Source organism: Paraliobacillus sp. X-1268 (genome assembly GCF_003426095.1).
Taxonomy (GTDB): domain Bacteria; phylum Bacillota; class Bacilli; order Bacillales; family Amphibacillaceae; genus Paraliobacillus_A; species Paraliobacillus_A zengyii.
In genome coordinates this window covers 42,548-62,261 of record NZ_QJSK01000004.1, presented here as the reverse complement: position 1 = coordinate 62,261, position 19,714 = coordinate 42,548, and the positions used below count along the sequence as shown (strand labels likewise).

The window sequence follows — 19,714 nt, the reverse complement described above, 5'->3', positions numbered from 1 at the left end:
TAACAAAAGCTAACAGTTTATAAAATAAAGTCCCTTATTCCATAACAAGTATTGGTTTAATCGTACTACCATTCTTCGAGTCTTCAAATGCTTGTTTCACATCTGTGTATTTGTATAATTTCACTAGTTTATCGAATGGGAAGAGCCCATCTTGATAGAATTTCACTAGTTTTGGTATAAACGTTTGTGGAACAGCATCGCCCTCTATGACACCTTTTATCGTTACGGCTTTAAAAACCACATCGCTTGTATAATCCAATGTCACATCTTTTTTACCTACTGCTACTGAGGCCAGTACCCCTTTAACACGTAAAGATTTTACGGCTTGAACAATTACGGTGTTGACACCAGTGGTTTCGAATCCATAATTGGCGCCACCATTCGTAATTTTGTTAATTTTTTCAACTGGATCTTCTTTTGTACTATTAATAGTGTGTGTTGCGCCTAATTCACGCGCCAACTCTAAACGACTATCATGAATATCAACCGCAATGATTGTAGAACAGTTACTAATCTTCGCAGCCATTAAACCACTTAAACCAACGGCACCGGTACCATAAATAACAATGCTAGATCCTGGTTTTGGTGCTAAAGAATTAAGGATTGTACCGCTACCTGTCATAATTCCGCAACCTAAAGGACCTAATAGTTTTAAATCTACATCTTTTGAAACTTTAACAACATTTTTTTCATCAGCTACAGAATAATGTGCAAAAGACGACTGACCAAAAAATTGCGATATGTCTTTTCCTTCTGTTGAATGAAGTGGTGTTTCTCCGTTCTCATCTGTACCAGAAGTATTTAACGCGATCATGTTTTCACATCCACCGGGATTTCCGCTTAAACAACCTTCGCAATGACCACAATAGGAAAATCCTAAGACAACGTGGTCCCCTTTTACTACACTTTTTACATTACTACCTACTTTTTCGACTATTCCAGAACCTTCATGTCCTAAAACAGCCGGATAAGGTGTTGGTATGGATCCATCGAGCACCGTAGCATCAGTATGACAAATACCAGAAGCAACAACTTTTACTAACACTTGATTCTCACCAGGATCATCCAATGCTATCGTCGTATAATTAAAATGTTCTTCTTCATTTGTAACAATTGCTTTCATTTCCATTAAATTCCCTCCAGTTATTATTTTGAAAAGTTTGTCTGTGAATTTTACTAGAATCTACTATTGTAACCATCTGATTTACGATTAAATGAAATCCATACCTCCTTTTCTAGTATAATACAATGTTAACACACCATTTGAAGGCGCTTCAATTAATTCAACTTGATCTTTTAGGATGAATAGTCTGTAAGGATATCTAATCATTTCTGATGAAATCTATTATGATTTGAAACATATGAGTTCTCTAACCATTGATTATGTATTAACTAAACAGCGGATTATCCTCTAAATAATCTGCTCATTAAGCATGTATTAAAAATGATAAGAAAATGAAACAATGTACAAACATAATATTTGTTACAATGAAAGAAAGTAGAAAAATGGACTTTTAAGACATCGATAATGTATATGTACAAAACAAAGATGTACATTTCTAAATACGCGCTATGGGGGATTTAAATGACAACACTAGAGAAACAACTGATCAGTAAATCTTTTTATAAAACGCTTATGGAAAATAATGAAGACGAACATCCAATTAAGGTTTTGGGTGAACAATATAGGATAGCGCAACAGAATGAAACGGACGATTTAGCTTCGATTCGCTTTGCGCAGGGTGAAGTTTATTTCCTAAATAAAGACTTTGAAACGGCAATTTATAAATGGAAAAACGTTTCTAATGAGTTACAATCTTGGGCACAGTTGAATATTGCTGATGCGCATTATGAAATGCATGCATTCTCTATTGCTGAGGAGAATTATAAAGAAATTGAAACAGATTCAGATATTTTGAAAATAGAAGTACTCTTGCAATTAATGGCACTTTACATACAACAGGGAAAGCTTGATATGGCAACAGAAACAATAAAGAAAGCGGTACGTCTAAACCCGGATGATGCGGATGTCACGAATACTGCTCGAACGTTCTTTGAGGATAATCAGGATTATGATAATGCAGTTGCGCTTGCGGTTGATGAAGTCATTCGAACGCAATCTCTTGTTTGGGTAGACTCTTTAGAATCGTATATAAGACAAGGACATACAGCTCAAATGGAGCCAGGCTATTTTAGTGATGTCTTGATGGTGGTCTACAATAGCGATCATGTTCGTTTTGAAAGTCTTACTGCTGCACTATGGAAGAGCTATAGGGAAACAGATTATTACTTCACTTGGCTAAAAGAGATCAATGACTTGATTTTGGATACTGCACCAGAGTATGGGCTTATTTGGAAAGATCTTTCTCTCCTATATAAAGAAACCTATTTTTCATTGATAAACGGGCAGTATGTAATAAGGGAGTTCTCTTATTTAATAGCAAATCATTTAACAAATTGGATCAAATTATCTACTGAATCAGACGCTTTGGTTGCGTCAGCTGCTGTACTTGCTTGGAACGAGGTTTTCCCTTCGGATCTTGAAGATTCTGTAGTCAATGAGGCGGAAAATTTGGTGCGTAATGCTGGAACCTATCCGAGGCTTTTAAGTGATGCTTTAGACCTCTTTGAATCGATTAGGAAATGGGCTGACAGTAAGAGTTTATCTGTTAGTAAGCGAATGGAAGCGATGGTTAGTGAGCTATTGGATGTTGATCATCACCACTTACTTGTTGCCGGAACAGCAAGTAGTAAAAAGTCTGTTTTTGTAAATAGGTTATTAGGTGATGAACTCGTAGACCATGCAAGCGCAGCTACCATACTTTTTAAAGATGCTAAAGAAACGGATATTCAGGCGATTTCAGATGAAGAGATTAAAAACATTACTGATTTGAGTGATTTGAAAGATTTTTCAAAACAGAAGGATACGTTTATTCGTTGCGATATGCCACATTCCTTTCTAAATGAAAATAAGCTTGGATTGCTTGTGGGTAAGGGTGAGCGATTTAGAGATATGCATGTAGCCGATAGTATCCTATTTGTCCTTGACGCTGATACTTCTCTAACAGGGAAAGAGTTGGATACAGTTATCAGAATAGGCGAACGCATTCCAACAATGCCAATTCATTTTCTATTAAGTAAGAAAGACAATTTAATAGATAATGAGATAGTGGAACAAACAACGACAAGAATTACAACATATTTTCCAGGTGCAAAAATATTTACTTTTTACGAAAATGAAGAGACTACAGGGTTATTCAATGAGTTATCTACGCTTGTTCAATCCTTAAATTTGAAAAATCAAAATGCACAATCAAATAGTCTTCTTTATTATATGAAGGAATCAATTGCCTATCTGCTTGAAAAACGCGTAGAAATGGAAAATGATATCGTTGACCATATCAAATGGAATGAAGAAATTGTCGCAAAGCTAAATGGCGCATTTAATCAATTAAGTGATATGGAAGAGAATCAAGTTCGTGTTACAAAACACGCTTATAGTACGATTAAAAATGAAATGAAAAAAGATATAATGAAAAAAGTACCAGAAATCCTCCGAAATTGTTCTAAGATGGTCACGAAAGATAGTGATTTTGGTAAAATACATGTCGAACTAAATGATGAAATGAATAAACAAGTGACTGCCTATTTAGAAGGTACCGCAATGCCAAACTTTCGAGCGGCAATTCAAAGTTGGATTGTGGAAAGTGAAGGGGCGTTCAATGAAAATCAGTCCTATTTAGATGAGATGAGTGAAAGTTTCAATCAACTATATGGAGAAGAAAAGATCGTTCTAAATTGTGATTTTAAAGTTATCGATGATTGGCGTCGTGATGTAGATAGAATGACACTTGGAAGTGTTCAACTTGAAAAAAATAATATTCTCATGCGTTTTACGCAATCACAGTTTTTATTAAAAGGTGCTGGAAAGCTATTTGATGCACTATCGCAAAAGGAATTGCTTCATAATAAATATAAGCAATACATTGAAAATAAAGACTATAAGGCGACAACGATAACCATTACGAATAATTTCATGCAACAATTCGAACTATTTGAGAGGTCGCTAGAACGAGATATTAGTATGTTTTTCAAGGAGCCAATTGCCGTATTAAATAGAACGTTAGGGGAAACAAAAACGGAGATTGAGGAAAATAATGCAGCATTAACTGGCATGCAAAAAAATCCAGAAATCTACCGTGACCCACTTAACTTGTTTGAATTAAAGCTACGTCAATACGATTGGATGGCAGTTGCTGGAAGAGAATAGATGCATAGAACCTCTCAAGTCTCTTGAGAGGTTCTTTAGTGTTATGTAGTACCTGTCTTGATTTAATTCGTATTTGTTATAAAATAAAGAATATTAGCAATAGTATGATTTAAGTTAGAAAACAAATGCATTATGAAAGGCTGATTACGATGAAATCATATCGACCAACAACTATGGGAATGAATGGCATGGTGACCACACCTCATTATTTAGCTTCACAAGCAGCAATTGCAACATTACAAAAAGGAGGAAATGCTGTTGAGGCAGCGATTACAGCAGCATCTGTCTTATCTGTTGTTTACCCGCATATGAACGGTTTAGGTGGGGATAACTTCTGGCTTATTTATAATGCGAAAACAGGCGTAACAAAAGGATTAAATGCAAGCGGGAAGTCTAGTGAAAATGCTACGATTGAATGGTATAAAGAAAAAGGACATGATCGTATTCCTTCACGAGGCTATGAAGCTGCTAATACAGTTCCAGGCGCGCTTTCTGGTTGGGATGAGGTTTATACATACGCAAAAAATGAAATGGGCTCGGAGCTTAAGTGGTCGGAGCTGTTACAAGATTCGATTGATTACGCGGAAAAGGGCTTTCCAGTAACACCAAGTCAGGAAAAATGGACAAGAACAAATATTGACTCTACACAACAGGAGAATCGTTATCTACAAAGGTTTAATGGATTTAGAAAGACATATCTTAAAGAGAGTAAAGATATCTATCAAGCGGGAGAAGTTTTTAAACAACCTGATTTAGCTAAAACGTTGAAGGCTATAGCAGATGAAGGTGTATCAGCGTTTTATCAAGGAAAGATAGCTGATAAAATTGTTGCCGATATGAAGAAGAATAGAGGGTTATTATCGAAGGATGACCTCGCTAACCATCGTGCGGTATGGGTGCACCCAATCGAAACAGATTATCGTGGTTTTAAAGCTATCAATCTACCACCAAATACCCAAGGTCTAGCTTCTCTTATGATTCTTAATACGCTAAATCAAATTGATTTTAGTAAGGTAAAAGAAGGAGAAGACCAGTATATTCATTATATTGTCGAAGCAACGAAAAAGGCATTTGAGGCTAGAGACCAATATGTGACGGATCCAGCGTATATGGAGGCGCCGATAGAGCAGCTGTTATCTAAAGAATATGGAGAAGAGATTGCACGAGGCATTGTGGAAGAGGAAAAGGCAAAGGAACTGGCTAGCTTAGATCCAAAAGGGGATACAGTTTGGTTTGGTATTGTTGATTCAGATGGTAATGCCGTTTCGATTATTCAAAGTATCTATCATGATTTTGGTTCAGGAATTATACCTGAAGGAACAGGAGTCTTACTACAAAATAGAGGAAGTTTCTTTAATCTTGATGAAAACCACATACATGGTTTAGCACCAAATAAAAGACCATTCCATACACTTAATCCAGCTATGTTACTAAAGAATAATAAACCACACTTGGTCTACGGCACAATGGGTGGAGAAGGCCAACCGCAAACACAGGCTGCTTTAGTTACGCGCATAGTCGATTATCAATTTGATCTTCAACAAGCGATCGAGGCACCAAGATGGCTTTATGGCCGAACGTGGGGAGAGGAATCAAATTCACTTAAGGTAGAAAAACGTCTTTCCGAGAAAACAATAGCTGCTCTAAGACAAAAAGGACATGATATCGAAATGGTACCGCCATTTTCTGATGTAATGGGTCATGCTGGAGCAATATTAGTTAATCAAAAGAATCATGTGAAATTTGGAGCTGCGGATCCTAGAGGAGATGGAGCAGCACTTGGATATTGAAGTAGAAAAAGAGAGAAGCGGGATACATGTCCTGCTTCTCTCTTTTATTAGAATCTTTTTGTAGCTAATCGTAAAGCAGGTTTATTGTTTTGACCTGTTTCTTTGTTAATTTTCAAGAAAATCTTTTTGAATAGTGCTTCCATTTCAGGGTATTCCGCTTCTGTAATAGGGATTACTTTTGACAAAGAGCCATTTTCTAAGATACCTTCTACAATAACACACTGTTTTTCTAATTTATTCTCACACTCTAGTGCTAAAAATTGACGATCATGCCGAACAAAATTACATACTACCATGTAGGTAGCGGACGTATCTGGATTACTCGGATCTCCGACGTGAATCTTTGTCGGTTCATCAAAAATAGGTCTATCTAATCCATTTCTTTTTCGTTTATAGTCGCTGAAATCAATTACATTGTTTTTCACTGACATCATAAACTCTCCTCGCTTTCTGGATTAGTAGTACATGACTGCTTTAGTCTTACTAGTAGAGATGAGAAGGCTTGATCCAATTATATCACCTTATGTTAGAAAAAAGGGAGTTATTCTTACTCAGTTCCAAGTAAAAGGATAGGACAGGAAATAATTAACGCATGGCTAGTATTAAAAAAATAACGATTCCCCAAAATGGTAAACAAAGTAGTAACCCCCATCTTAGTCCCTTGAGGAAATCATTTTCTTTCAATGTAATCTTCTCCTTTACGTATTCTTACTGTTAGTCTCGCCGAATATACATGATTTTAGTCTAAGGAATATACATAGTTAGACATCTGTTGTAAACAATAACTAAAAAAAGAGGTATTATATCATGACAGAAAAATTATTAGCTGGAAAAGTAGCGTTCATTACTGGTGCTAGCTCTGGAATTGGTAAAGCAGCTGCTATTCGACTTGCCAAAGAAGGCGCAAAAATTGGCCTAGTTGATTTAAAGGAAAAAAATGCAGAAGCGGTCAAAAGTGAAATTGAGGCTACGGGTGGAGAAGCAATCATAACGGATACAGATATTTCAGACCCAGAGCGAGTGAAAAGTAGTATCGAGGAAATTGTGCGTAAGTGGGGAAGACTCGATATAGTTTTTGCTAATGCAGGAATAAATGGGAAGGTTGCACCTATTGAAGATATAATGCCTGAGGAATGGGACCAAACACTGACGACAAATTTGAAAAGTACATTTCTCACAGTGAAGTATGCTATTCCACATATGAAAGAAAAGGGTGGTAGTATTATTATCACGAGTTCTATTAATGGCAATAGAACATTTTCTGGGATCGGGATGTCAGCTTATAGTTCCAGTAAAGCAGGACAGGTTGCATTTGGTAAGATGGCAGCTTTAGAGCTTGCTACTTATAGGATTAGAGTTAATATTATTTGTCCAGGTGCGATAGAAACGAATATAGGAAAGAATACGTTTGCTGAGCAGGATAATCTCAAAAAAGTTCAAATACCGGTTAATTACCCAAATGGAAGTCAGCCATTAGAACACAAAGCTGGTGCTCCTGCTCAAGTGGCGGATTTGGTTTGTTTCTTAGCGTCAGATTCCGCAAGTCATATTTCAGGTACAGAGGTATATATTGATGGGGCAGAATCCTTGTTATGAACTAGTACGTTGATTCAAAGAAAAAGCATCCCGGAGTTTTAGGGATGCTGGATAATATGTCTTCTTTCTTCACTTATTTCATCAGCTCTTTTAGCAACTACCATCAAGCTCATTATAAATACACCTATGATACCAACAAGTAAAGCGCCTAGAACAAATATGATCATGGTCGATCCCTCCTGTATTAAGGTAATATTTTCTATAACTTTATTATACACCATATTGTAAGCGTTTACTAAATAAAACATTCTTCTCTTTTCGTGTTATTTTGCACTAGTAGTTAAGTTATTTCAATTTAATCTTTAATAGTCTGAAATTGACAAATGATTGATTTTATATTTCAATTATAAGGTCGCGTATTTTATATTCTTTTAAAAATGAGTCGACGATTAGTATAAGTAGTCTTAAATAATAGAATTAATCATATAGGGGGTTAGCAAGATGAGTTTAACGAAAAAAATATTTATTGGTCTTATACTTGGTTTAGGGATTGGCATACTACTACATTTTACAGCCCCTGATTTATTTACTACGCTGGATAGTTATCTATTTAGTCCTCTGGGTACTGTTTTTCTTAATTTAATTAAGATGCTAGTTGTTCCAATTGTTTTCTTCTCGATCACATTAGGAACTGCTTCCTTAGGTGACCCAAAAAAGTTAGGACGAATTGGTGCTAAAACACTGGGCTTTTTCTTAGCGACAACAACTGTTGCCATTTCAATCGCAATAGGGTTAGCTTACTTATTTAAACCAGGAAATACAGGAATCGATACATCAGGTGCTGAATATGAGTCTACTGAAGCGCCATCTGTAGTAGAAACGTTTACAAGTATTATCCCTACTAATCCAATTCAATCAATGGTAGAAGGAAATATGTTACAGATTATTACGTTTGCTGTTTTTGTAGGCTTTGCTTTAGCGGTGCTCGGTAAGAAATCAGAAGGTATTTATAAATTAGTAGAACAAGGAAACGATATTATGATGTTTCTTGTAAATATTATTATGAAATTTGCGCCATATGGTGCATTTGGTTTATTAGCATCAGCAGTTGGTAGAATGGGATTAGATGGGCTGGATGCCATGTTCTCTTATATGAGTGTTGTTTTAATTGCCTTATTAATTCATGGAATTGTAACGTATGGTTCAGCAATTATGTTGCTTGGAAAGATGAATCCAATTTTATTTTTCAGGAATTTCTTCCCAGCTATGACTGTAGCATTTAGTACATCAAGTAGTAGTTCAACACTACCAATTTCAATGAAAACTGCGCAGGAAAAATTAGGTGTACCTAAACCAATCAGTAGCTTTGTTCAATCATTAGGGGCTACGATTAATATGGATGGCACAGCTATTATGCAAGGTGTGGCAACGATATTTATTGCTCAAGTTTATGGAACAGAACTATCGTTTGCACAATTGATTATGGTCGTTCTAACAGCTGTACTTGCTAGTGTTGGGACAGCTGGAGTTCCAGGTGTAGGTCTCATCATGTTAGCGATGGTACTAGAACAAGTATCCCTACCTGTTGAAGGAATAGCATTAATTATCGGTATCGATCGTTTACTTGATATGGCTCGTACTTCACTTAACATTACAGGTGACGCAGCATGTGCTGTCATCGTAGCCGAAACGGAAAAGAAATATGATAGTGAACCTAATTTATCCGAAAATTCATAGTGAAAACCTAATAAATTACTTTTAGAAATAATAAACCTGTACGTAACATTTCAATATGTTGCGTACAGGTTTTTAGTGGTTTATGTGCTTCTCTCTCAATGATACATGTTATTGCAGATTCGGAAAAATGGAGATTTTATTTCTTCCAGATGTCTTTGCCTGGTATAAGGCTTGATCCGCTTGTTTTAATATATTATTTTTGTTTATCATGCTGTTAGGACGGACAGTAATTAACCCAATACTTAATGTTACATACTTGGAAACTGGGGATTTCACATGAGATATTTGTATTTTTTCTACTCGTTCTTTAAGTTCCTGCGCAATTTTTTTTGCTTTAATTTCATTGGAATTAGGTAATACACAGACAAATTCTTCGCCACCATATCGCGCAACTATTCCTTCTGATAAGCCTGTTATACAACTATTTAATTCAGTAGCTATTTTTTTAAGACACTCATCTCCCAATTGATGTCCATAATAATCGTTATAGTCTTTAAAGTAATCGATGTCTAAAAATAATAGAGACAGGAATTTATCTTCACGCACGCATATTTCATATTCTTCTTTATAATATGCATCAAAACGTCTCCGGTTGGGTATACCTGTTAGACCATCAATTAGTGCCATCTTTTTAAGTTTGTCGTTAAGTTCTTCTAATTTAACATTAGCCAATTGAATTTGTTTAGTACGCTGGTCGACTTTAGCTTCTAGTTCATTATTTAATTTTGATAGATCCTTAGTCAGATTAACTGAGAGTTCAAGTGAACTTGAGAGTCTTTTGGATAGAACTATTGAGAAAGAAATAATAAAGAGTGCAATTCCAATAGGATAGAAATTTAACTCAGGATAGGCAAGAATAAAACCAAATGTATCAAAGAGAACGGAAGCCATTAAAAGAATGATTCCGACAAGTAGATATACAGCTTCATTTCTTTTATTTCTAAGAGATTTGGCAGCGACAAACAACACATAGAGTACACCTATAATTATAAATATTTGAAAATAGGTTAAAAAATGATAATAGAATTTTGCATTAGTAAAAATGGTTAATAACGCGTATATACTGGCGACGATGATAGTTATTAGAGTGAATAATCTATTACTCTCTTTTGGATATAGGCGATATATTACCATTCCAAATAAGGGGACATGACTATATAGACTTATGTATTCTAGTTTCATAAGAATATCCCAATCAAACATAGGGAACATTTTTGTTATAAAAACTTCACCAACCAGCAAATAACGAAATCCAGCAACTAAACAAAATAATCCAAAGTATAAGAAATATGATTCAGTTTTCCTGAATAAACCTAAACTAATATGATAAATACCGGATAAAATTAAAACTCCAAGTAAGATAGATTGTACAAAATTTTTTTTGGAATTACTTTGATGGATGGCTTCAAATCCGCCTAGTTTAATAGATTCCCACATGCCACCTGCGGCATTGTCGTAGTTAGATATTTGCATTGTGATAGTGAATTTATTATCTTCAGGCGCAAAATAAACAACTTGGGTATTTTTCTGTGCAACACTTGTATCCTTGTTTGTGCCAACTTGTCCGCTTTTCGCAAGAGGTTTATCATCGATCCATATAATATAGTTTGAATACATAATGGGAAGCATTAAACCTAACACCTCGTCTTTCACGTTGGTAACGCTTACTTGGAAAGTAGCGAAACCTTCTCTAGGGAGTGACGACCCGTTTACAGAAGTGGTATGCCAGTTACTTGGTAAAGATATTGTACCGGTTGGTTGTATAGATGGATCATTTATGAAATCAACTGGTTCAAGTAATTGGTTCCAATAAAGATCCCATTCGCCATCTAATTGAATTAGAGAATTCGTATCATGCCATTTAGATAGATCCAATTGGCCATTATTAGCTAAGTATTCAGACTCAGCTAGTTGATTCGAGCATCCTTGTAGCGTCAGTATAATGAAAAACAGTATGGGTAAGATCGATCGTCTCAGTTTCATTATTTATCCCTCTCTAGCCAAAATCTGATTAACTTTAAATTATATGTATAAGAAATCCGCATTGTAAGAATATCATGGAACCAAGGTGCTGTCACTGTCTGATCTTTAATGTTATTAATAATAAAAAACGGCTAATAGTGTGGCTATATAACGGTGACCCAATTGGATTTTTTTGCATGGATGGAAAGGGGGTTAGGCATACAGTAATAATAAGAGGGGATTCGGTTCATTCAAAATTTCAAGGGAGAAGTATAGGGATATTTTAATCAGAATAATATAATGCTACATAAGTACTATAATGTGGTAAAGTTATAGTACTAAATACGAGGAGTATTATGATGAAAAGATTATTTAGCTTTACTCTGTTAACTACTATTTTTATATTAGGAGCCTGTGGAATATAGAGCAAGAAGATTCTCAAGTTGAAAAAGAAGTGAAAGAGGAAAGTGCAGTAAGTGAAGCAGCAGTAACTGTAGCAGAAAGCCAATTAAGTGTAGAAGTAGAGGAAAGTGAAGTAAGTGAACAGAATAGTGAACCTATAGGTAATGAAACGGATCCACTGAAAATTGCTATGAATCTGGTAGAGCAGGAGATGTCAAAGCAAGTTGGATTAAAAGAGTGGGAGATCACGGAAAATTACATTACTTCCGATGAAATCGTTGATAATATAGCTGATTATGACAAACCTGTGGGAGAAATGAGGAAGTTGTGGGTCTCTGGGAATGTTAAAGCAACTGCTACCGATGAAGAGGGCGGTGCTACAGGGGATTTTGGTTATGAATTGCAACTCTATCAAATGAAAGATGATCCGACATGGTATATTGGAGAACATTATGGGGTCTTAATTGGTCTTATCGTAACAGAGAAACCAGAGGTAGACGAAACAGGAATGGAACTTAGTGATAGCGAAGAACTGCCGACTTCGAATGTACCTATGGACAGTGATGAAACAGTAGAATATGATCAGGAAACGGAAGATTATTATGAGGGATTTTAATAATAGTATCTAGTTTTTAAATATAACGAGCGATTATACTTTTTTGCATTAATATATACTATTTAGAGAGACTATGATCCAATAAGACTCTAGACGTTTACAGAAAAGAAACAATTTAAACATTCAATAATCCATTTTTAATAAATGTATTTAATGAGAACATAGTGAACTATAACTTTATTTTTCAAAATCAGGCGCTTCTCTATACAAGAGAATGCGTTTTTTTTCTATAGGTTTAGTCAAAGAACTCCTGCTTTTTTATTTCCAACGTTAAGCGTATTTTTTCTCTAATCTCTAATATAGCTTCCCTATTACGCCTTTTCATGTACTTTACTGAATAGTAAATAATTTGATATATTAACAAAAAATTCATATCTAGTTAATGGTTGAACTTTATACTTATCATAATGAGATTATGAGGAGGTTCACTATGAGAAAAGAAACTAGAAAGAATGTAACAAAAGTTTTGGCATCTCTCTTAATTTTTTCTGTAATATTTATGGATTTTGCAATGGTTTTCCCTACTAATAGGGTGCTAGCTGTAGAGTCTAATAATATGACGGAAGACTCTGAAGTAGAAATAGTAGAAGAAGATTCCTCCACAGACACGGATCAAGAACTAGACAAAACGGAACAAGATAGTGAGACTGTTGTTGAAGAACCTGAGCAGGGTGATCAGCCGAACAGTGATGCTGAACAGGAAGGCGAACCATCACCATCCCAAGAGGAAGAAGGCATCTCTGAGCCAGTCGTAGAATCACCAGAGGAAGTACCAACAATTAATGAAGAAGATACATCTACAGATGAGGAAGAAACAGATAAACAAGAATCAATAGATAATCCAAAAAGTGAAGAAGAAATTGACTTTAATACACTACCGCAACTACTTCTAACAGAGGTTATGCCAAATAACAATGGAACAGATGATTTCGAGTATTTTGAGCTATATAATAATTCAAATCAATCGATCATTCTTGACCATCATAACCTTGCTATTCGTTATACAGACGGTAGTGGGAAGGAGGATGTTCAAATAGATTTCTCTGAGGCAACAATTGATTCCGGCCAGACACTTGTATTTTGGCGAAATGCTGCAGGCAGCGAGTTAGCTGATTTTAATGCCCATTACGAGACGACCTTATCTCAAGAAGATGTTGTCGAATATACTGGAACAGGTTTCAGCAATAGTGGAAACCGTGCGCTAGTTGTCAAGAACACGAGCAACGAGGTTATTATTTCTGCGAATTATTTATCTGAAGATATTGCTAGTGGGAAAGTTGTAGACTATCAGTATCCGACAACTGGAAATGAAATGGTAAAGTACCAAACACTTAGTGATCCGAATCCTGGTTCACTGATTAATGAACAAGTGCCAGATCAAAAAGTGATTCTATCGGATCATACAGCACCTACCATTAATCATGAGGAAATAAAGGAAATTGAAGCAGGAAAAGACATGAAGATCGAAGCGAGTATAGTAGATGATCAAGCTGATATTTCTGCAAAACTTTACTATCAAACGAATAAGCAAGATAGTTATCAGATGATAGAAATGACCAATATAGAAAGTAATACCTATCAAGCTGTCATTCCTAGTGATGAATTACGAGCTGAAACACTAACCTATTATATTTCGGCTACAGATTCTAATCATCGTGTCTCCTATCCAACTTCAATAGACAAACGGATAGAAATTTCAATCAAAATGGAAGAAGAAGTAGACGAAGATTTCAATCGTTATCCTCATTTATTAATTACAGAACTTGCACCTAATTCAAAAGGTGGTGGAACAGACAATTACGAGTATTTTGAACTATACAATAATACGAATCAGTCACTCTCATTAACTAATTATACGTTTGTCTATCGGTATACTGATTCAGGAGTAGATGTTCCATTTCAGATTCCAGCAACTACAATTGAATCTGAACAGACACTTGTTTTTTGGTATAACAATAGTGGAAAGGAGCTAAGTGACTTCAATCAAAATTTCGATCGCGACTTAACAGTTAAACAGGTAATTGAAGTTACCGATACTGCATTCCCAGGCTTTGCTAATGGTGGGAATCGCGCGCTTTTAATAAAAGATAATCAAGGAGAACAGGTTACGTATGCTGATTATCTTGGAATTGACAATGATAATACTGGAGCTGTTATCGCGTACCAGTATCCGCGAGAGGGATCGAATATGGTTAAATATAGAACTATGGCTGATCCCACACCAGGTATTATTGAATCTGAACAAGTACCGATAAGCACGGTATTAATTCCTGAAATAGAAAAAGACACCGAAGCTCCACAAATGTCACACACACCGGTGACAGAAGTTGATGCCTTTACCTCGATTGAATTAGAGGCAATTATTACAGATGATAAAGCTATTCCGGTAGCGACTTTATATGTTAAAGGTGAAGATGACGAGCAGTTTACTTCATTTGCAATGAGTCCAGACCCGGAGAATCCTAGTAATTATGCAGTAAGTATCCCCGGTGTATATGTTGAATCGGATATAACATATTATCTCGAATCAACAGATGGAACAAATATAAGTAAATCAGACGAATATAAGATAACGGTTCGTAAAGAGGATGTGGATTTTAGCAAGGTGCCTGGATTGCTTGTTACAGAAGTAGTTCCTGATAGTACAAATGTCGGAACTGCAGATGGTTATGAGTTTATCGAAATTTACAATAACACAGATCAAGCAATTAACTTTAAAGATTATAAATTGCAATATCGTTATGGTTCTGATCCAGAAAGTGATATTACGTGGCCGTCCATTCCAGATGATGTTGTTATCCCATCAAAAGAAACACTTGTTTTTTGGATAGTTAATGGCCAGAATGATGCACAAACTGTGGCGGATTTTAATTCGAATTATAATACGAGTTTAGTGGAAAATGAAGATATTGTTAAAATATATAGTGCTGGTATGGCAAATGGAAGTATGCGCGGTTTACTAATCGCAACTAATACAGGACAAGAAATTTCGATCGCTTATTATAATGATGTAGAAACAATCGATGATACACAAGCTGATAAAGGTATTGTTTATAAATTTCCTGTAGATGGATCGAACGTCATGGACAAGATTAGTGCTGGATTGATATCTGCAACTCCTGGAAATGTTGAAGCATTCCAAGTACCAAAACAGCAAATTACAATGCCAACTGATGAGCATGCACCAACGATTGAAAACCTTACGGATGAAAATGATGTGTTACAAACAGATAATATAGACATTTTGGCAGACGTACAGGATGAACTGGAAGTTAAGACAGTTCAAGTATATTATAGAACGAATGAACAAGAGACTTTTCAAACGGCACTATTAACAGAGGATTACGATGATATGCTCTATCACTATCGGATATATTCACCAGAAATAATTGGGAAGGAATACGTCGAATATTATTTTGTTGCATCAGATGGGGTCAATCAAGTTACAAGTGACAGCTATCAAGTTAAAGTGACAAATGATTTAAATGATTCAAGTTTACGTCTAAACGTAAGCGAGGGAGAAATAGTAAACGGTGAAAAAGTGATCAAAGGTACCTCTAAGGATGACCTCCCGAATGACATTACCTTGTCTATTGATGGTGTAAAGCAAATAACGAGTCTGTATAATACAATTGAACATAAAGCCTATTTTGCATACGAGGTTAGTGGAATTAATACGTATTTCCAAAATGGTGTCACAATTGGTGATGAGATTATTCATATATTTGATGACTGGATGGCACAATGGGAAACGATTACTGTGCCAATTGAAGCAGATCAACTTCAAATTGGAGAGAACACGATAACGATACGTGCAGGAAATAAAGCAACGCCATGGGAGGGTGATCCTGGTGAAAATCGGGATGATTATAATCTTAGAAATGTCCGTCTCGTATTAGCGGATGGAACAATTTTAATTGATCCAACACATGGAGATCCAAATCAGGTATATGATATGGGTGACGATGGTACCGACCGGATTTCAGAAGACTTTATTTTTACAGTTAAGGATGAATTAGCTTCATCACAATCTTATCTTTGGGATACAACAACTATTTCTGACGGTGAACATCTGATTACTGTGGCAGATAGTGATGAAGAGCTCCAAACGACTGTACTTGTCGATAATACCGCACCAACGATTACAACAACAATAGAAGAAGGAAAAGAATATAAAGGCGCATTTGAAATTGATGCGACAATTTTAGATGAAATTGCAGGGGTAAAGAACAGTGAAGTATCGTTAGATAATAAGAAAATTGAGCTACCTTACCAGACATCATCGGGTATGTTGCCTGCTGGTAGCCATCAATTAAAAATAGAGGTAGAAGATCATGTTGGTAATACAGCTATATTAGAGGTTGATTTTTCAGTAGTAGATGAAAATCCAAAGAAACCTGGTAGTAATTCAGATGAATTAAATGATTCTGTTACTGGTGATCCTGTTTTAAAAGTGCGCGTTACTGATCCGGAAGGTGACGATATGGACGTAGCTTTTTATCAAGGATACCAATATGAGCCGAGTGATTTGAATCAGGTAAAATCATTTAGTGGTGCATCAGATGTGGAACCGCCAAATACACCAGTTCCAGAAGGTGAAGCAGAATTTAGTGAAGCGGATATTTCTTTGACTTCTAAACAGGATCAGGAATACATGATAACAGATTCAACCACGCAATTTCCGTATCATCGTTTTGATGTCACGGTAGATAGTAAAGTGGATGAAAACGATATTGTTGAGTTTGTTTGGAATGGTAACTCTTTGTCAGGAAGAAAAGTAACGATGTATGCATGGAACCATTCGTTGAGTCAGTGGAATATCGTTGATTCTGAAGTAGCAGGAGAAAATGATTTTGAACTAAAAGGCTCAGTTATTGTAAGCGATTTTGTAAAAGATAGTAAAATTAATGTCATCGTTCAAGATGAAATCCCAGAGACTCCTGAGGAATATGATTATACATTTGTTTGGATGTCAGATACACAGTACTATTCAGAAAGTTATCCATATATTTATGATAGACAAACACAATGGATTGCAGAAAAACAAGAGGAAATGAATATTAAATATGTGTTTCATACGGGTGACCTTGTTGATGAATCTGATAAGGAAGTTCAATGGGAAAATGCAGACAATTCGATGCGTACATTAGATGAGGCAAACATTCCATATGGTGTGCTGGCAGGAAATCATGATGTCTCGCAAAAAACAAATGATTATACAGCATATTATAAGTACTTCGGAGCCGATAGATTTGAAGATAGATCTTATTATGGTGGATCATATCAGAATAATCGTGGTCATTTTGATCTCATTTCTGTAGATGGAAATGATTACATTATGGTTTACCTTGGTTGGGGAGTAGAAGATGAAGGGATTAAATGGATGAATGACGTACTTGCTGCATATCCAGATAGAAAGGCGATACTCAATTTTCATGAATATATGCAGGCAACTGGTACACGTCACCCGCTTGGTGAGAAGTTATACGAAGAAGTTGTTTTACCGAATGAAAATGTATTTGCGGTTCTTTCTGGTCATTATCATGAGAGCCAATTATTAGTAGACGAAATTGATGATGATGGAGACGGAAATACAGATCGTAATGTCTATCAGATGTTGGCTGATTATCAAGGAGGTCCAGAAGGTGGACAAGGCTACATGCGATTACTTCATTTCGATACGGATAATAATCGAATCATGGTTAATACCTATTCGCCTTACCTTGATGATTATAATTATTATGATACAGATGCCTATCCAGGGAAAGATGAGTTCGTATTGGAGCTAGACTTAGCAGCCACAGATAAGCGTGTTGCTACAGATTATTTTGCTGTTAATGTATATAGTGATACAGAGATTGGTTTGGTTAAGGACGTCTCAAGTGGTGAAATAGCGGAAGTAACTTGGAAGGGACTAGAAGAAGATAAAACCTATTCATGGTACGCAGTAGTCACCGATCAATTCACAGGTAAAACGACATCAGATATCTGGTCCTTTATAAAAGGGGACGATATTCCGATTGAAGTTCCTGTTGAAGAAGATAACGAGGATCAAGAGAATGAATCACCAACACCTACTTCTCCTGTAGATGAAAATGATCAACCTACTCCTCCAGAAGTTCCAGGTGAAACGGTTGAGAATGATGGCGAAGATATAATAATTGAACCTGTTTCGAATGAAAATACGTTAAATGAAATAAAAAATGAACAGTCAAATCCTCTGTATGTTGAAACAAGCGATAGTGATGACGGAGGAACAAGTGGACTTGCAAACACGTCGACAAATATGTTTGATTGGCTATTAATTGGTTTCCTAAGCATCATCATGGGTCTAGTATTACTAGTCTATTACAGATACAGAAGAAAACAGATGATTATCTAAGAATAATAACTTAAAAACGCCTTCGTTGAGTGAAAAGCGAAGGTGTTTTGTTTTATAATTTCTGTACTAATAATTAATTAGTAAAACAAGAAGGAAATAGTCGCAAGGCACTATTATAGAAGATAACGTCTATTTGAAGTACCTTGTAACCCCAAATTATTCTTTAATCATAGTATCCATAAGTTTACGCATTTTTATTAGGAGCAGACCTTTTGTTTCCTCAGCAAGATCAACTTCATCCATAGATTTCTCCATAGTGTCTAACCATAATGCAGCATTTTCAGGTGTGGTTTGATAACTGTGTCTTTCTAGAACTTGTTCTTTTTGTTCTTCGTCTGATGTGGCATGTTCCTCATTTAATAGACGTGCAATAAAAATCTTTTGTCGTGCTTTAAGCTTTTCAATATCTACATTTCGTTCAGCGAACATCGTAGTATAGTAAGACTCTTTTGTTAGGTTTTGATAAAAATTTTCAACCAACGCATCAATTACAGACTGATTTATAACGTTGTTAGAAACTTCTACAGTCCCAACCTTATAATCAATGTTTCCAACAATTGATTTTCCGATAAAACAGTTATCTTTAGCTGTATCTGCGACTTGTTTGTAATTAGAAAGCATTAAATTGTCCCCACCAATGATGGTAGGATGAACGATTAATTGTTCGAATTTAGTTGTTAAAGGATAACCGGTAACAATCCCTTCTACACGAACCTCAACGTGATGAACTGGTAATTTATTATTGACCAAGCTACTGTATAACGTACCACTATAGCAAGTTGCAACTGCGCTAATTAACAAGTCTTCTGGAGTAGTTCCAGAGCCTTTTCCCCCCATTGAAGTGGGACTTGAGAATGTGATCGGCCGCTCGTTAAGTGTTACTGACCCTTCACCATCACTTCCGGTTCCATGCCAATCTACATTTGCTTCAAACTTTATATCTGCCATGATCTATTCCACCCTTTCCTCGTGTTTCTTCATTATATCGAACTTTTATGTAAGAATAATTGATTTATATC

Annotated in this window: 11 protein-coding genes; 6 read left to right on the top strand and 5 right to left on the bottom strand. The window is 35.8% G+C overall.

What is annotated here, in order from left to right:
* Positions 1-34: 34 nt before the first annotated feature.
* Entirely contained in the window at positions 35-1,129 is a 1,095-nt protein-coding gene (locus D2K62_RS07900) for an NAD(P)-dependent alcohol dehydrogenase (RefSeq protein WP_117161215.1), read from the bottom strand.
* Positions 1,130-1,585: 456 nt separating this feature from the next.
* Between D2K62_RS07900 and D2K62_RS07895 the strand changes: the two genes are divergently transcribed.
* Positions 1,586-4,270, top strand: coding sequence for a GTPase domain-containing protein (locus tag D2K62_RS07895; protein ID WP_117161214.1), 2,685 nt, complete (start codon positions 1,586-1,588; stop codon positions 4,268-4,270).
* Positions 4,271-4,419: 149 nt separating this feature from the next.
* Positions 4,420-6,060, top strand: coding sequence for a gamma-glutamyltransferase (gene ggt / locus D2K62_RS07890; RefSeq protein WP_112182032.1), 1,641 nt, complete (start codon positions 4,420-4,422; stop codon positions 6,058-6,060).
* 47 nt (positions 6,061-6,107) lie between these two features.
* Here ggt and D2K62_RS07885 read toward each other — a convergent pair whose 3' ends face one another.
* Entirely contained in the window at positions 6,108-6,491 is a 384-nt protein-coding gene (locus D2K62_RS07885; protein WP_112182031.1) for a hypothetical protein, read from the bottom strand.
* A gap of 376 nt (positions 6,492-6,867) precedes the next feature.
* Between D2K62_RS07885 and D2K62_RS07880 the strand changes: the two genes are divergently transcribed.
* Positions 6,868-7,656 (top strand): SDR family oxidoreductase, encoded by a 789-nt coding sequence (locus D2K62_RS07880; RefSeq protein WP_112182030.1) that lies wholly within the window; start codon positions 6,868-6,870, stop codon positions 7,654-7,656.
* A 38-nt stretch (positions 7,657-7,694) separates the two neighbouring features.
* Here the strand turns inward: D2K62_RS07880 and D2K62_RS19285 are convergent, their stop codons facing one another.
* Complete coding sequence (locus D2K62_RS19285) at positions 7,695-7,823, bottom strand: hypothetical protein (RefSeq protein ID WP_255421362.1); 129 nt, start codon at positions 7,821-7,823, stop codon at positions 7,695-7,697.
* A 274-nt stretch (positions 7,824-8,097) separates the two neighbouring features.
* On the opposite strand from D2K62_RS19285, the gene D2K62_RS07875 reads away from it, so the two are divergent.
* Positions 8,098-9,333: a dicarboxylate/amino acid:cation symporter gene (locus D2K62_RS07875; RefSeq protein ID WP_112182029.1), complete on the top strand. Its 1,236-nt coding sequence runs from the start codon at positions 8,098-8,100 to the stop codon at positions 9,331-9,333.
* A 108-nt stretch (positions 9,334-9,441) separates the two neighbouring features.
* Here D2K62_RS07875 and D2K62_RS07870 read toward each other — a convergent pair whose 3' ends face one another.
* Positions 9,442-11,316, bottom strand: a complete 1,875-nt coding sequence (locus tag D2K62_RS07870) for a sensor domain-containing diguanylate cyclase (protein ID WP_117161213.1) — start codon at positions 11,314-11,316, stop codon at positions 9,442-9,444.
* Positions 11,317-11,749: 433 nt separating this feature from the next.
* Between D2K62_RS07870 and D2K62_RS07865 the strand changes: the two genes are divergently transcribed.
* Both D2K62_RS07865 and D2K62_RS07860 read left to right on the top strand, forming a co-directional pair.
* Positions 11,750-12,313 (top strand): hypothetical protein, encoded by a 564-nt coding sequence (locus D2K62_RS07865; protein WP_112182027.1) that lies wholly within the window; start codon positions 11,750-11,752, stop codon positions 12,311-12,313.
* A 430-nt stretch (positions 12,314-12,743) separates the two neighbouring features.
* Positions 12,744-18,695 carry a lamin tail domain-containing protein gene (locus D2K62_RS07860; protein WP_117161212.1) on the top strand — a complete coding sequence of 1,984 codons (5,952 nt, stop codon included), beginning with the start codon at positions 12,744-12,746 and terminating at the stop codon, positions 18,693-18,695.
* Positions 18,696-18,851: 156 nt separating this feature from the next.
* On the opposite strand, the gene D2K62_RS07855 is transcribed toward D2K62_RS07860, so the two are convergent.
* Complete coding sequence (locus D2K62_RS07855; protein ID WP_112182025.1) at positions 18,852-19,643, bottom strand: OsmC family protein; 792 nt, start codon at positions 19,641-19,643, stop codon at positions 18,852-18,854.
* Positions 19,644-19,714: the final 71 nt, after the last annotated feature.